18 protein-coding genes are annotated in these 14,773 nt (G+C 41.3%); 4 read left to right on the forward strand and 14 right to left on the reverse strand.

Going from position 1 to position 14,773, the window contains the following annotated elements; genetic code table 11:
* Nucleotides 1-74: 74 nt before the first annotated feature.
* Both NPA43_RS10760 and NPA43_RS10765 read right to left on the reverse strand, forming a co-directional pair.
* Nucleotides 75-1,319, reverse strand: a complete 1,245-nt coding sequence (locus tag NPA43_RS10760; protein ID WP_230030364.1) for a DNA polymerase IV — start codon at nt 1,317-1,319, stop codon at nt 75-77.
* 149 nt (nt 1,320-1,468) lie between these two features.
* The gene (locus NPA43_RS10765) at nt 1,469-2,461 is read right to left on the reverse strand and encodes a carbon-nitrogen hydrolase family protein (protein WP_099726715.1); all 993 of its coding nucleotides are present in this window, start codon (nt 2,459-2,461) and stop codon (nt 1,469-1,471) included.
* A 181-nt stretch (nt 2,462-2,642) separates the two neighbouring features.
* Here NPA43_RS10765 and NPA43_RS10770 point away from each other — a divergent pair, with 181 nt between their 5' ends.
* Nucleotides 2,643-2,924, forward strand: coding sequence for a hypothetical protein (locus NPA43_RS10770; RefSeq protein WP_099726714.1), 282 nt, complete (start codon nt 2,643-2,645; stop codon nt 2,922-2,924).
* Between the two features lie 27 nt (nt 2,925-2,951).
* Nucleotides 2,952-3,770: a membrane protein insertase YidC gene (locus NPA43_RS10775; RefSeq protein WP_230030365.1), complete on the forward strand. Its 819-nt coding sequence runs from the start codon at nt 2,952-2,954 to the stop codon at nt 3,768-3,770.
* 36 nt (nt 3,771-3,806) lie between these two features.
* Here NPA43_RS10775 and NPA43_RS10780 read toward each other — a convergent pair whose 3' ends face one another.
* From NPA43_RS10780 to mce, 4 genes are read right to left on the reverse strand one after another with little or no spacing between them, the layout of a single operon-like run.
* Nucleotides 3,807-4,271, reverse strand: a complete 465-nt coding sequence (locus NPA43_RS10780) for a chemotaxis protein CheW (protein ID WP_099726712.1) — start codon at nt 4,269-4,271, stop codon at nt 3,807-3,809.
* A gap of 14 nt (nt 4,272-4,285) precedes the next feature.
* Entirely contained in the window at nt 4,286-5,407 is a 1,122-nt protein-coding gene (locus tag NPA43_RS10785) for a tripeptidase T (RefSeq protein WP_230030366.1), read from the reverse strand.
* 16 nt (nt 5,408-5,423) lie between these two features.
* A complete protein-coding gene (locus tag NPA43_RS10790) occupies nt 5,424-6,893 on the reverse strand; it encodes an acyl-CoA carboxylase subunit beta (protein WP_256498763.1) in 1,470 nt (489 codons plus the stop codon).
* Nucleotides 6,880-7,302, reverse strand: coding sequence for a methylmalonyl-CoA epimerase (mce, locus tag NPA43_RS10795; protein ID WP_256498764.1), 423 nt, complete (start codon nt 7,300-7,302; stop codon nt 6,880-6,882). Before mce ends, NPA43_RS10790 begins: the two co-directional genes overlap by 14 nt.
* A gap of 101 nt (nt 7,303-7,403) precedes the next feature.
* On the opposite strand from mce, the gene prli42 reads away from it, so the two are divergent.
* The gene (prli42, locus tag NPA43_RS10800) at nt 7,404-7,496 is read left to right on the forward strand and encodes a stressosome-associated protein Prli42 (protein ID WP_149865350.1); all 93 of its coding nucleotides are present in this window, start codon (nt 7,404-7,406) and stop codon (nt 7,494-7,496) included.
* Between the two features lie 38 nt (nt 7,497-7,534).
* Here the strand turns inward: prli42 and NPA43_RS10805 are convergent, their stop codons facing one another.
* The 6 genes from NPA43_RS10805 to NPA43_RS10830 all read right to left on the reverse strand — a co-directional run bounded on the left by NPA43_RS10805 (nt 7,535) and on the right by NPA43_RS10830 (nt 12,065).
* Complete coding sequence (locus NPA43_RS10805; protein ID WP_099726709.1) at nt 7,535-8,044, reverse strand: L,D-transpeptidase; 510 nt, start codon at nt 8,042-8,044, stop codon at nt 7,535-7,537.
* A 53-nt stretch (nt 8,045-8,097) separates the two neighbouring features.
* Entirely contained in the window at nt 8,098-9,051 is a 954-nt protein-coding gene (locus NPA43_RS10810) for an aromatic acid exporter family protein (protein ID WP_099726708.1), read from the reverse strand.
* Nucleotides 9,052-9,171: 120 nt separating this feature from the next.
* Complete coding sequence (locus tag NPA43_RS10815; RefSeq protein ID WP_099726707.1) at nt 9,172-9,894, reverse strand: arginine ABC transporter ATP-binding protein ArtM; 723 nt, start codon at nt 9,892-9,894, stop codon at nt 9,172-9,174.
* Nucleotides 9,887-10,540, reverse strand: a complete 654-nt coding sequence (locus NPA43_RS10820; RefSeq protein WP_008358556.1) for an arginine ABC transporter permease ArtQ — start codon at nt 10,538-10,540, stop codon at nt 9,887-9,889. Before NPA43_RS10820 ends, NPA43_RS10815 begins: the two co-directional genes overlap by 8 nt.
* A gap of 126 nt (nt 10,541-10,666) precedes the next feature.
* A complete protein-coding gene (locus NPA43_RS10825; RefSeq protein WP_099726706.1) occupies nt 10,667-11,431 on the reverse strand; it encodes a transporter substrate-binding domain-containing protein in 765 nt (254 codons plus the stop codon).
* Between the two features lie 196 nt (nt 11,432-11,627).
* The gene (locus NPA43_RS10830) at nt 11,628-12,065 is read right to left on the reverse strand and encodes a BrxA/BrxB family bacilliredoxin (RefSeq protein ID WP_099726705.1); all 438 of its coding nucleotides are present in this window, start codon (nt 12,063-12,065) and stop codon (nt 11,628-11,630) included.
* Between the two features lie 167 nt (nt 12,066-12,232).
* Here NPA43_RS10830 and NPA43_RS10835 point away from each other — a divergent pair, with 167 nt between their 5' ends.
* A complete protein-coding gene (locus NPA43_RS10835) occupies nt 12,233-13,126 on the forward strand; it encodes a YegS/Rv2252/BmrU family lipid kinase (RefSeq protein ID WP_099726704.1) in 894 nt (297 codons plus the stop codon).
* 15 nt (nt 13,127-13,141) lie between these two features.
* Here the strand turns inward: NPA43_RS10835 and NPA43_RS10840 are convergent, their stop codons facing one another.
* On the reverse strand, nt 13,142-13,435 hold the full coding sequence (locus NPA43_RS10840) for a YesK family protein (protein WP_099726703.1): 294 nt from the start codon (nt 13,433-13,435) through the stop codon (nt 13,142-13,144).
* Between the two features lie 70 nt (nt 13,436-13,505).
* Nucleotides 13,506-14,762: a dihydrolipoamide acetyltransferase family protein gene (locus NPA43_RS10845; RefSeq protein WP_256498765.1), complete on the reverse strand. Its 1,257-nt coding sequence runs from the start codon at nt 14,760-14,762 to the stop codon at nt 13,506-13,508.
* Nucleotides 14,763-14,773 lie beyond the last annotated feature (11 nt).

Genomic DNA, 14,773 nt, shown 5'->3' on the forward strand with positions numbered 1-14,773 from the left:
CTATATTGATTACTGCTGAAATGATGTACCCTTTGAAATTACCACAACATCACCTCTTTTATCAAGTTTTCAGGCTAGTCATTTCCTCTTTCGTCCTGAAAAAAGTCTTTATTAAAACTTGTACCGCTTGTTTTGCTCTCTTTTTCCTTAATGGTCATCCCTCTTTGAATCAATGGCTTTCCATACTTTTCTTTGAGGTCGTCTAAAATGGATTGGAGCGGCTCTTCTTTTGCATCTTCTGTATAAGAAAATAAATCAAGCTGCTTGACGGCTGATTTTCGTTCTACAAGATCTGTCCCCGTCACACCTAAGAGCCTTACTGGCTGGTCATTCCAATGCTTAAGGAATAACTGCTTTGCCGCCTCAAATAGATCTTCCTTTCGATCGGTTGGATTCGTGAGCATGACGCTTCGTGTGATATTTTTCCAGCTAGCATACCGAATCATAATGAGCAGCCGATTCGCCATCACTTCTTTTCTCCTTAATCTTGCGCTCACGGATTGTGACAGTTTTTCGATTAAAGTGACGAGCTCATCTGTATCGTCAGAATCATGCGGAAGGGTTGAAGAATTGCCGACGGATTTAAATTCATATATCCTGTCAGGATCAACGATACCGTCATGCTCACCATTCGCCTTTTGTTTTAATCTCGGCCCATTGATACCTAACAATTCTTTTAACGCATACTCATTTGCTTTCGCTAAATCTTCAATGGTATGAATTCCGATCGTTTTCAATTTATCTGCCGTTTTTTGCCCAACACCATGCATGTCACCTGCTGGCAGCGGCCAGAGCATTTGCGGGACATCTCGTTTACGCAAAATGGTGATACCCATTGGCTTTTTCCAATTAGACGCCATTTTGGCTAAAAATTTATTCGGTGCAATGCCGATACTTGAAGGAAGCATGAGCTCTTCTACTAGCCTCGTTTGAATATCATGAGCGGTTTTCACTGCATGTTCGGCATATGGCGTATGCGTTAAATCAATATAGCCTTCATCAATCGATACTGGTTCAACTAAATCGCTATATTCTCTTAGTATCGTAAACATTTCTTGTGAGGAGCTGCGATATCGGTCAAAGTTTGGCGTACGGACAATCAGTCCAGGACAAAGCCGCTTCGCTTCCCACAATGGCATCGGCGGCTTCACACCTAATGCCCTTGCCTCGTAGCTGCACGTCACAACAATCCCTTTACGCTCTTTCGCATTTCCGCTAATGGCTAAAGGTTTCCCTCTCAGAGAAGAGTCATACGCCATTTCTACATTGGCATAAAAAGCATTCATGTCTATGTGAAAAATAATATTTGACATTGGCATAACCCCATTCTCTTGTCTACCTATATTTTGAATCAGTTCAGAATGAATCAATCATTGCAGATTCCCTTTTATACTCAATTATACATTGATTTGATTCACCTTTCCTCAAAAAAAACCTTCTCCTAAGAAAGAGAAGGCTCCACGTTCATTTAAACTTTTTCTTCAAGTATACCATTTTGATATTGAATATCCTCATATGTTAACACTTCATTTTGACTATGGTAGAAATGTTTAACAACCGGCGTGGGCTGTTGATTAAAATTCATACTCAAACTTTGATTAGAGTAGTGTCCAGCCGGATCAATATAATATTTAAAATCAATCACTCTTTCCACATCAATTTCAGCGTAAGCAATCCCCTCTGTTTCAGCTGGAACCATATCACTGATCGGTTCTCCATCCGGACCGTAAATGCACGTATGCCCACTCTTAAATGTTTCAAAGTAATCTCTTTGCTCCTGTGTTAAACAAATCTTCTCTTTCATTTCCTCAGTATAGATAGATGAAGTCATCAGCACAAATGTCTGTGTCGCGATGGCATAATATCTGCTTGAAATTTCATCATCAAAATAGCCTGGCCAAGATGCAACATGTACCTGTTCATTTTGAGCATTCATCGCCATAAGATCTAACGGCACTTGATGCTCCCAACACATCAACCCACCAAGATTTCCAATCTCCGTTTGAAAAACCGGCATCATACTTCCGCTTCCATCACCCCAAATGAGTCTTTCTGCTACAGAAGCTCTCATTTTTCGATGTTTTCCTATTAAATCTCCATTTGGATTAAACCAAAGCTGTGCTAAATAGAGAGAGCCTCCATCTTTTTCACTGCACGATATACAAACGTACGTTTCATTTCTTTTCGCTGCCTCACTTATTTTTTGAATGGCTAAGCTGGGGATTTCCACTGCGTTTTTATACAATTCATGATAGAACTTTCTTGTATATTCTGGATGACCAATAAAAGCAAACCAAGGATAACCAGGCAAAAATGCTTCTGGGAATGCCACAAGCTTTGCACCATTTGAAGCTGCCTCGTCAATCATTTCACATGATTTGTCAACTGTTGCCTCCAAATTTAAATAGATGGGTGCTGCTTGTACCGCAGCTGCTCGAAATTTAGGGTAAATGCTTGTCATATTTCAAAACCTCCATTTCTTCTATTCCACTTAATTATAAGATAGGAATTATGAAGTTTGGATGACAATTACCATTTTAGTTAAAATAAGGATTTTTATTCAATGAAACAAACACGTGGTTCTGTTAGACATTTAACAATGTGTATAGTACACTGTGAGTAATGAAATGGATGTGATAATCATGATTATTGATACATTCAATGAAGTCTTTTTCCTTGTTGAATTCTTTACGATTATTCTTCCAGCACTGACGGCCATCGGCATTGCGTTTTTATTAAAAGATTGCCGAATGAACGAGCACCTTGGTGGACATCGTTTGGAAGAGTTGGACGCATCTTGCTTGAATCGAACAGACTTTCTGTTTATCATATATGATCGCATTACAACTTGGATTAGTAAAGTCATTCGAATGAAAAGATCATCAAATGATGATGAAGACCATTCGCTTCCTCTCTCTAATTAATTTTTTAAAAAATGAGGAGGAAACGAATTGAAACGTTTATTGACTATTTGTACGACTTTATGTTTAATGATGATTGCCTCACCTGCATTTGCGGCAAGTGCGCAAACGAATACGAGCTCTGATGGGTTTTTCCATCATTATTTTGTCCAGCCTTTTTCTGAGTTGATCATTTGGCTTGCGAACTTCTTTCATGATGATTATGGCTTATCCATTATGTTTGTAACACTCATTGTACGCCTGCTCATTTTCCCGCTTTTTGCGAATCAATTTAAGAAACAAAAAGTCATGCAGGAGAAAATGGCATTGATCAAACCTCAGATTGACCAAATACAAAGCAAATTGAAGAAAACGAAAGAACCTGAGAAACAAAAAGAACTGCAAATGGAAATGATGAATATTTACAAAGAGAACAACGTGAACCCGCTGGCGATGGGCTGTCTGCCTATGCTGATTCAAATTCCAATTGTTCTCGGCTTTTACTCGGCTATCCGCTCAACACCAGAGATCGCAACGCATTCGTTCTTATGGTTTAACTTAGGACAAACTGATGTATTCGTAGCGATCTTTGCAGGCGCTATGTATTTCTTACAATTTTATGTCACGCAAAGATATGCGAAGCAATCAGGCACCCAAACAGAGGCTGCGCTCAAGCAGGCCAAAATCATGGGCATGATTTTTCCTATCATGATGCTATTTATTTCAATCAATGCCCCTGCTGCTCTTCCTTTATACTGGATGACAAGCGGACTATTACTCACGATTCAAACGATTATTTTAAATGTGATGTACCAAAAGTCAAAAACGAAAGCTGAGGCAAACGATCAAGTCAAGCCCGCTGCTGAATAAAAATAGGCCCCTTATCCTTTGATAAGGGGCTTTTCTTTAAGCCAATTCTTCTTTCATTCGCTCTGGCAATTGATCGAGGTCCTCAATTTTCCCAAGAAACTTACTTGGGTCGACTTGTAAAATCATCTTGTTCTCTCTCTCCACAACGCCGAAGAAATATTCAGATGCTTTTGTGTTCATATGAAATGGCTTGATCTCGCTTAGCTCGATATCAATGATATCTTTTGCATCTGAGACAAGGCAGCCAATCATTTGATCGTTTAATTCAAATAGTAAAACCTTGGACTGTTCGTTCACATCAAGAGACTTTCCGTGAAGCATCACACCTGTGTCGCTGACTGGAATAACCTCTCCTCTTAATGACATGAGTCCTTTAATCTCTTTTGGAAGGTTCGATACTTCTTGTAAATAAGGGACCTTCTCAATCGAACGAATATGCTCTACACTGATGCCAAAATCCTCTTGTCCCACCTGGAAAATAATGATCTTTTGCGTGCTCACAGAGTCTCCTGCCTTTACGATGGATTTGTCGTTTCTTCGATAATGGCGAGAACCATTTCAGCTGTTTTGACTAATTCTTCAATCGGCATTTTCTCATTTTTCGTATGAATATCTTCATATCCAACAGCTAGGTTGACGGTTGGGACGCCGTTCCCGGCAATGACGTTTGCATCACTGCCTCCACCGCTTGTCTGTAGTTCTGAAGGACGGCCAATTTTCGCAGCCGCTTTTTTCGCCACTTCTACGACTTGATCGCCGTGAGAGAATTTGAAGCCTGGATACATGATGTCAATTTGTACATCGGCACTTCCGCCCATTTCTTTAGCGGTTTTTTCAAAGGCTTCTTTCATCTTTGCTACTTGTGTTTCCATTTTTGCAGGTTCTAAAGAGCGTGCCTCAGCAAGAATATCGACTTGATCGCAGACAATATTCGTTTGCGTTCCGCCTTCAAAACGGCCGATATTCGCCGTTGTTTCTTCATCAATGCGGCCAAGCGGCATGCTGGCAATCGCTTTTGATGCAATCGTAATCGCAGACACGCCTTTTTCAGGTGCTACACCTGCGTGAGCTGTTTTTCCATAAATGGTTGCGCGTACTTTTGCCTGTGTTGGCGCAGCCACGATAATCGTACCGACCTTTCCATCTGAATCAAGAGCATAGCCATATTTCGCTGTCATTCGTTTTGGATCTAACGCTTTTGCTCCAACAAGTCCTGATTCTTCACCTGCCGTGATGACAAATTCAATCGTACCATGAGGCAAATTCTTCTCTTTCAGCACGCGGATGGCTTCAAACATAGCAGCAAGTCCTGTTTTATCGTCAGCACCAAGAATGGTTGTTCCATCTGTTTTCACATATCCGTCTTCAATGACTGGTTTTACGCCATTCCCTGGAACAACAGTGTCCATATGAGAAGTGAAATAGATCGTATCCGCCTGTTGATTTCCTTCCAGTGTGCAGATCAGGTTACCTGCACCGTGGCCAGTTGTCGCTTTTGAATCGTCTTCAACCACTTTAAGACCAAGCTGCGTGAATTTTTCTTTTAATACTTCAACAATTTTTTCTTCGTGTTTTGTTTCCGAATCAACCTGAACAAGTTCTAAAAATTCGTCTAGTAAGCGTTTCTCATTGATCATGATGGTGCTCCTCCTCTTATAGCGGCATGTTGCCATGCTTTTTTAACGGTCTATCTTCTTCTTTACTGCGAAGCAGGTCAAATGAGCGAATCAATCGCTCTCTCGTTTCAGCTGGCGTTAAAATATCGTCTACCAGTCCTGACTGAGCCGCTTTCAATACACTCGGTTCTTTGTCAAACTCCCGCGAAGCAGGATGAACAATTTCGTCTGCGAACGTTTTTCCCATGACATCAATTTCTGCCTCTGGCCATGCATAAACAAAGTCAGCGCCTAAGCCCTTACTATTCATAGCGACATATGCACCGCCAAACGCCTTTCTTAAAATCACGGTGATTTTTGGAACTGTCGCCTCTGCGTACGCATATAAAAGCTTCGCGCCGTGCCGGATAATTCCCGCATGCTCGGCTTTCTCCCCTGGTAAAAACCCAGGAACGTCCACAAGAGTTAAGATGGGAATATGGAACGCATCGCAAAACCGAATAAACCTGGCCGCTTTATCAGCAGCATCAAGATCAAGGCTTCCTGCCAGCACCTTTGGCTGATTGGCGACAAGACCAATCGAAGACCCTTGTAATCTGGCAAAACCTGTGACGATATTTTTCGAGAAACAAGGCTGCGTTTCAAAGAATGAGCCGTGATCCGTTATCGCTGTCACCACTTGTTTGGCATCATAGGTGCGTGATGGATCCTTTGGCAAGATGTCGCCTGGATCGATGGCATCATACTTTCGTGCCTCTCTATGAATGACAGCCTGTTGTTTCGTTGGTATGTACGTTAAAAGAGTTCGAACCGCTTTTAACACGTCTCTCTCATCTTTCCCAGTATAGTGCACATTCCCGCTTGTCTGATGCTGAACACTTGCACCGCCAAGCCGGTCAGGACAGACCGTTTCTCCTGTTGCCTTTTCTAAGACTTTCGGACCAGTTAAAAACATATGGGCTGTTTGCTCCGTCATGAAGACAAAATCAGTCAATGCAGGAGAATAAACTGCACCTCCAGCACATGCGCCTAAAATAACGGATATTTGCGGGATTTGACCAGAGTACAACACGTTTCGTTTAAAAATCTGACCGTATCCTTCTAATGATACCACACCCTCTTGAATTCTCGCACCACCTGAGTCTTTTAGACCGATGATAGGCATTTGATTTTTAGCCGCCAGATCCATTAAAGAGGCAATTTTTTTGGCATGCATTTCGCCTAACGAGCCCCCATATACGGTCGCATCTTGTGCATAAACACATACGGGCCTTCCATGAATGAGTCCCGTTCCAATGACGACGCCGTCACCTACATGCTCTGACCTGTGACCTTTTGCAAATGGCTGAATTTCCATCAAGCTGTGCTGGTCAAGAAGGTCATGCAGCCGCTGACGAACAGTCAGCTTTCCTTTGTTTCGGTGGGCCGCTAATCGTTTTTCACCACCGCCCTTTAAAGCCTTCTCTCGCCATTCGGACAAGTCATTGAACGATTCATTCATCGCCATATTTCTCTCCTTTCAAGGGCTCACACAATTCAACTAACACACCGGATGTTTCTTTTGGTGAAATAAACGCGATACGCTTTCCGCTGGCACCCATTTGTGCTGTTTTTTGAAAAAGCTGCACGTCTAAGTGATCAAGATGGCTAAGATCAGCCTGAATGTCATCTGACTTTAATGCGATATGATGAAGACCCTCTCCTCTTTTTGTTAAGAAGGTATGTAATTTGCTATGATCTGCCATCGGTTCAATCAATTCAATGTGCAGGTCACCAAGTGAAGCGAAGGACGCCTTAATCTCTTGTTCAGGAATTTCTTGTATGTCTGAAAATTTCCAGTTAAACAGCTGATGAAGCGTTTGACTTGTTTCTTTAATAGAAAAGACAGCAATGGCGATATGATCGATTTGGTTCATTTGTTCACTTCCTTTGTTGATCACTTGTCGCGTACGAAAAAACGAGCTAGAATAAAGAAAGGTGCGCTCGTCGCAAAAATCTTCCGTAATAGGGGTGCGATATGTCTCAGAAATTCATGAAATTTATGGTATTGCTCATGATTAGCTTGCTGTTAATTTCTTCACTATTAGCAGGAGCGGCAACCTTTTTATAAGGTTTTGATAAAAGCAGACAAGCAGGTGATTCGTTCGATCAACGAATGGCCTGTTTGTCTTTGGCTAGCTTTTCAAATGAATCGCTTGATTTTGTAATCCACACCTTTGTTCCAATTGGAAGCTGGTCAAACAGTCGTTCTACATCTTGATTATGAAGTCTCACACAGCCTGCCGTGATAAATTTCCCTATCGATGTTTCGTCGCTTGTTCCATGAATCCCATAGGTTCTTCCATCTGTCCCTCGTGCATCAAATCCAATCCACCTTCGGCCAAGAGGGTTATTCTTCGCACCGCCTTCAATATTCTTTCTTCTGTAATAAGGATCTTTCGCTTTAATCATAATGGTAAATTCACCTTCTGGCGTTAACTCAACTGTTTTCCCTGTAGAGGCAGGATATACGTTTTGGATTTTTCCTTGATCAATAAAGGCAAGTTCATTCGTTTGTTTATTAATAATGACAAATGGGTCTCCGGGAAGCGGGTTCTGTCCAAGCGGCCAAATAGGCGAAAGGGACATGGTCAGCACGATATAAAATAAAAGACGCATAGGCTCCTCCTTTTTTCATTAGATTGACCAATGAAGGAGGAACTCATGCGTCTCTATTCTTTCATGCCTTTAAAATAGCTTTTCAGCACTAAATATTGTTCCATTTCCCCGAGGAAATGAAAGAGTGCGGCTCTTGCCTCAAATTCTTCTCGTGTTTGCGGAAGCGGGAGGGCATCGAACTCTTCTTTCATATCAACCAAGCGTCTTAAAAACTTATGCGCCGTGTTACCTGGGTGAATATGTTCGCGCAAGTCTCTGACGTATTCTGCAATAATTTGCCCATGCTCCGTTGTGATGGAAATAGACGTAATTTTCGGAAGTACGCGCTCAATGATTTCAAATTGCTTTTGTCTCATGTTGAAATAATGATAATACAGATTTTCATGCCTTAGCACATGGTTTTCAACATCACGATATGCGAGAGCTTTCGCTTCTTTGATCAATTGGTGTGTCTCTGGTATTTCTTTCCCTGTCCAGTCTTGTTTCCCTGTCATTAAGTATTGCTCGATTTCTTCAAAGATTTTCGCAAAATTGGCTTCAATTTGTTCACTGTATCGTTTGAGCTTTTTATCGACACTTGGCATATACAGGTTCATAATGAGGGCTACCCCAACACCAATTGTGATCAGCAGCAGCTCATTCCAGATGAGCTGAAGGGTAATCCCGCCGGACATGTACAAATGAAGAATGATCACAGAGCTTGTGACAATCCCTTCTTTCATTCTGAGCAAAACGGTTGTCGGAATAAAGACGAGCAGCATTAGACCAATAACGAAAGGATGATAACCAATCAGATCGAAAAATAAATAAGAAAATAAGATGGCGAGACTGCATGCGGCAAACCGGGCGCCTGATGCTATCAGTGACCTTTTTTTCGTCACTTGAATGCAAAGGATCGTAATAATCCCGGCAGCTGAATAATTTTCCAAGCCAAGCATTTGTGCAATATAAATGGCTATAGCTGTTCCTAATGCTGTTTTCAGCGTTCGGTAGCCGATTTTAAACATGATGTGATTCACTCTTTTCTGTCTTGTTTCCATTCACTTTTGTGAAATGATGAACTTTTTTTACTTTCCCCATTATAATCAAAAAAAGAAGAAGATGTTAAGTCTCCTTCTCTTTTTTCTTTATAATATTTTTTGCAGAAAGTCTTGCGCACGCTGTGAAGACGGTGATTCAAAAAATTGCACAGGGTTCGCATCCTCCACAATTTTCCCGTCATCCATAAAGATGACGCGGTCAGCCACTTCTTTTGCAAAGCCCATTTCATGTGTGACGATCATGAGCGTCATTCCTGATTGAGCCAGCTCTTTCATGACCTCTAATACTTCCTTCACCATTTCAGGATCAAGTGCAGAAGTTGGTTCGTCAAACAGCATAATGTCTGGTGTCATCGCAAGCGCACGTGCAATGGCCACACGCTGCTTTTGACCACCGGACAAGCGGTTCGGGAAATCATCTTTTTTCTCTAAAAGCCCTACCTTTTTTAACAGATCCTCGGCTTGTTTGATACTGTCTTCCTTCGATTGATTCTTCACGTTCATTGGTGCATACGTAATATTTTCCAGCACGGTTTTATGCGGGAACAGGTGGAAATGCTGAAACACCATTCCAATGTTCTCACGTACTTTTAGCGCATTTGTTTTTGGATTTGTAATCTCCGTATCCTTAATCGTAATGACACCGGAAGTCGGCTTTTCAAGTAAGTTGATGCAGCGAAGAAACGTCGATTTTCCTGAACCAGATGGTCCAATGACCGCGACTACTTCCCCTTCTTTAATGGTGGTGTCGATTCCTTTTAATACTTCATTTTTGCCAAAAGATTTTGTGAGCTTCTCTATTTTAATCATTAGATTTTAACTTCCTTTCCACCGATTTGCCGACAAAGGTGAGAACAAGCACGATGACATAATAGATGAGACCCGCAAAAATAAGCGGTTCAAGATAATTATACGTGACAGCACCTGCTTGGTAGGCTCGTCTCATGACATCGCCCAGTCCAATGACTGTGACAATCGCTGATTCTTTTGTCAGTGTAATCGTTTCGTTCACAAGTGCAGGTGAAATATTTTTGAATGCTTGCGGAAGCAATAAGTCCTTCATCATTTTAGCATAAGGGATGCCTAAAGCAACGGCCGCTTCTTTTTGACCTTTATCAATGGCATTAATACCAGCTCGAATAATTTCAGATACGTATGCCGCCGAGTTGAGTGAAAATGCCGCTACAGCAGCCCAGTATTGATCGATTTGAAAGCCAAGTAGCTGAGGCAGACCAAAATAGATAATCAGAAGCTGAAGCACAAGCGGTGTGCCTCGGAAGATTGACGTATAAAAATCTGCAAGCCAAATGAGCGGCTTAAATACACTAATTTTGCAGAGTGTTAATAAAATTCCTAAGATAAAACCAAGAAAAAGTGACACCACTACAATAGAAAGCGTGACCTTAAGACCTTCTAAAATAAAGGGCATTTGAGGTATTACATCTTTAAAATCCATCATGATATTCTCCTTTTTTTGCCTTCATACGAAATCAAAGAATAAACAGGAAAAAGTTCAACACATGTTGAACTTTTCAGCGCTTACTACTTGATTTTCATGAATGACGCTGATCCTTTTCCTGCATTATTTTTCATCAGCAAACCATTTTTTAATCAATTGATCAAGTTCGCCATTATCCTTCATTTCTTTTAAAGATTTATTGAATTTCGCTGTTAAGTCACTATTTTTTTTGAATGCAATGGCTGACCCTTCGTTTGAGCTATTCAATCCAAATGCTTGAAATTCTTTTTCCTTTTTTAAGTAACCAGCAGCTACTTTATCTTCAATAATCGCTGCATCAAAGCGGCCTGCTTTGATCTCCTGAATGATATCAGAGATTTTATTACGATCTTCCACTGTTAAGTTATATTTCTTTTGCAAACCGTTTGCTTCATCCTGTTGAATAGAACCTAATTGAACGCCGACTGTTTTGTCTTTTAAATCTTTCTCTGCTTTCATTCCGCTAGATTTCTTTGATACAACCAAGTTTTCAGCATTGTAATAGACATCAGAGAAATCAACTTGTTTTTTACGTTTTTCTGTAGGTGTCATTCCTGCAAGGACAATATCAGCTTTGTTTGTTTTAAGTGCTGATACAAGGCTTGCAAAGTCCATATCTTGAATTTCTAGCTTGTAGCCGTTCTTTTTCGCTAGTGCTGTTGCAAGATCTACATCGAAACCGACAACTTTATCGCCATCTTTTGATTCAAATGGCGGATAATCTGCTGATGTCGCCATGATGAGTGTTTTGTCGTCTCCTGATGCGTTTGAATTATTAGAAGAAGTTCCGCATGCTGCTAGGGCAGCTGCAAGACCAGCTGTCATAAGTAATAATAACCACTTTTTCATATGATGATGCCTCCCAGTATTTAAACTCATGTGTAGATTTGAATATTTATTCACTATAATGTATTTTAAACACTTTCTTTTTAAGATGCAATAGTATTTTGCTAAAATTGTTTTGATTCAATTGTCTTATAAAACAAAAAAACAGACCGATCAAAAGACCGACCTGCTTCATATTTATTCATTCAAAAGGTACATTTTATATTTCTTCGCAATGCTCATCGAAAGCGGCTTGAAGTTTTGACACAACTTCCATTGGTTCGTGTCCCTCAATTTCATGACGCTCTACCATTTTGATGATCTTACCATCCTTTAGTAGTGCAAATGATGGTGAAGATGGCGGGAAGCCTTCAAAGTATTCACGTGCTCTTGCCGTTGCCTCTTTGTCCTGTCCAGCAAACACTGTGAGCAATTGATCTGGACGCTTATCGTAATGAACAGAATAGCCAGCAGCTGGCCTTGCAATACCGCCAGCACAGCCGCATACTGAATTCACCATCACAAGTGCCGTGCCTTTTTTCGTTAGTGCTTCGTCTACTTCTTCAGCTGTTGTCAGTTCCGTGTACCCTGCCTGCTTGATCTCTTCTCTCGCTTGTTTCACAATATCATTCATAAATAAATTAAAATCAATATTCATTTCCGTCCACTCCTTCTACGTACCAAACCATTTTAACTACATCATATCAAGGAAAACGCCGGCGGGCAAATGTGTTGTCTCTCCCCATTCACTTTTTCCAAACATCGTTTATGAGCTGTGAAGTTGGGGAAAAGTGATGATAAAGAAATGAAAGGGAGAACTGCGTGATGGCACAATTCAAAAAAGCGATGCTTATTTATAATGGAAATGCTGGACAAAAAAACATGGAAAAAACGCTAGGTCAAACAGTGCCCCTTCTTTCTCTACATATTGATGAGCTCATCCTTAAACCGACAAAACAACCAAATGATGCGTATCATTTCTGCCGCAGGATAGATGAAACGGTTGAATTGCTGATTATATTAGGAGGGGATGGAACCGTCCATGAATGTATAAACGGAATCGGCGGTTTAGCAAAAAGACCTGCTGTAGCGATATTGCCTGGCGGGACATGCAATGATTTTTCTAGAACGCTAGGCATACCTCAACAAATGCCAAAAGCTGCTCAAATGATTGTAGATGGCGCCCGAAAAAAGGTCGACTTAATCAAAGCAGAAGATCGATACCTTTTAAACTTTTGGGGAATCGGGCTTATTGCAGATACCTCTAATAATATTAATGACAAGGAAAAAGCCGTACTCGGCAAAATCAGCTACTTCACAAGCGCTCTTCGAACCCTTCAGCAAACAGACCCTTTTCACGTACGCATTGAAACCGAAGAGGAAAACTGGGAAGAGGAAGCTGTGATCGTGCTTGTGATGAACGGACAATTTATCGGTACAAATAAAATTGATTTGCCAAATGCAGCATTTGATGATGGAAAAGCCGAAATTTTAATTTGCAGAAGTACTAGTTTCTCTGCTTTAAAAGAGATATTTTCAATGAACCGAGAAGAGCTAGAGGATTTTACAGGCGACCTGTCTCTCATACAAGCGTCCCGCGTTCATATCCATACAAAACAGGAAATGGATGCAGATACAGATGGTGAAGTATACATGACAGCCCCCACTTCCCTCGAAGTATTAAAGCAGCATTTGACCTTTATTGTTCCAGCAGAATAAAGAAAGCGCCCGAGATCATTTAGATTCGGGCGTTTTTTTAATGTAGCGTCTGTATAAATATTCAAGTGCATACCCAAGCAGTGTGCCTAAAAGAAGTGAAAACCCTAAAAAGCTATTTGCTGCTCCTTTAAATCCACCTACAAGTAGCAAGCAGTACGCAATTTGAATGATCGAAACAATGGATATGATGAGTAGTAATCTTTCAGGATGATTCCGTGATTTGGAAATATACCGAAGAAAAGTGAACGCAATCGCTGTAATAAACATGAGGCCAATCGTTAAAAAAGCAAAAAAATCTAGTCCGGACATATCATCGCTCCTTTCTCATTGATGTGGAAATCCCCCTCTCATGATCGGGAGGGGGAAATTAGAATGGGTTTTAATAGACTGATGTCTGCTCGTCGATGCCTTCAAGGATTTGTTTAATTCTTTGAAGGAATCTGCCGCACACAAGACCATCAAGTACTCTGTGATCTAATGAGAGACAAAGGTTCACCATGTCTCTTGCCGCAATCATTCCACTCACAATCATTGGACGCTTCACGATCGATTCTACTTGCAAAATGGCCGCTTGCGGGTAATTAATGATTCCCATTGATTGTATGGAACCAAATGATCCCGTATTGTTTACGGTGAAGGTGCCACCTTCCATGTCACTTTGCTTCAGCGTTCCTTTTCTTACCTTGGAAGCAAGCTCATGAATTTCTTTGGCGATGCCCTTAATGGTCTTTTCATCAGCATCCTTAATCACTGGAACAAAAAGAGCGTCATCTGTAGCGACAGCAATCGAAACATTGATCGCTTTCTTTTGAACAATTTTATCTCCAGCCCACATGCTGTTCATTTCAGGGAATTCCTTTAAGCCCTGAGCCACTGCTTTGACAAAGAATGCAAAGAACGTCAAATTAAAGCCTTCTTTTGCTTTAAATTGATCCTTTAGCTGATTTCTTCTTGTCACAAGGTTTGTCACATCAACTTCCATCATCGTCCATGCATGCGGAATTTCATGTTTGCTTCTCAGCATATTTGCTGCAATCGCCTGCCGGATCGGCGTGACGGGCAGCTCGACATCACCAGGCATTGAAGAGATGGAAGGAGCATCTTTTGCTTTTGACGGCTGCGGAGGCTCCGTTTGGACCACTCCTGCACTGACAGGTGCTGCCTTTTCTTTTACGCCTCCACCCTCGATGAGCTGAAGCAAATCTTTTCTTGTGATTCGGCCGCCTGCTCCTGTTCCTTGAACAGCCGCTAAATCAATTCCATGCTCATCTGCTAAACGAAGGACTGCTGGAGAGTAACGCTTCTTTTGACTTTGATCCGCTTTTGTTTGATCCGCTTCAGGCGCTTCGCTTTGCTCAGGTGCCGCTTCTTCTTTTGCACTCTGCTGCGTGCTGCCTTCTACTTCAATTTCACAAAACACTTCTCCTACTTGAAGTGTTTCTCCTTCCTCAGCCGATAGCTTTGTAATCGTTCCTGTAAAGGATGACGGGACCTCTGCGTTCACTTTATCCGTCATCACTTCCGCAATAGGATCGTATTTATTCACTTGATCGCCAGGTGAAACGAGCCATTTGCTAATGGTTCCTTCTGTTACACTTTCACCTAGCTGAGGCATTTTCATTTGTTCAATTGCCACTTGGAACCCTC

The sequence above is a fragment of the Bacillus pumilus genome, from assembly GCF_024498355.1.
Classification (GTDB): domain Bacteria; phylum Bacillota; class Bacilli; order Bacillales; family Bacillaceae; genus Bacillus; species Bacillus pumilus_P.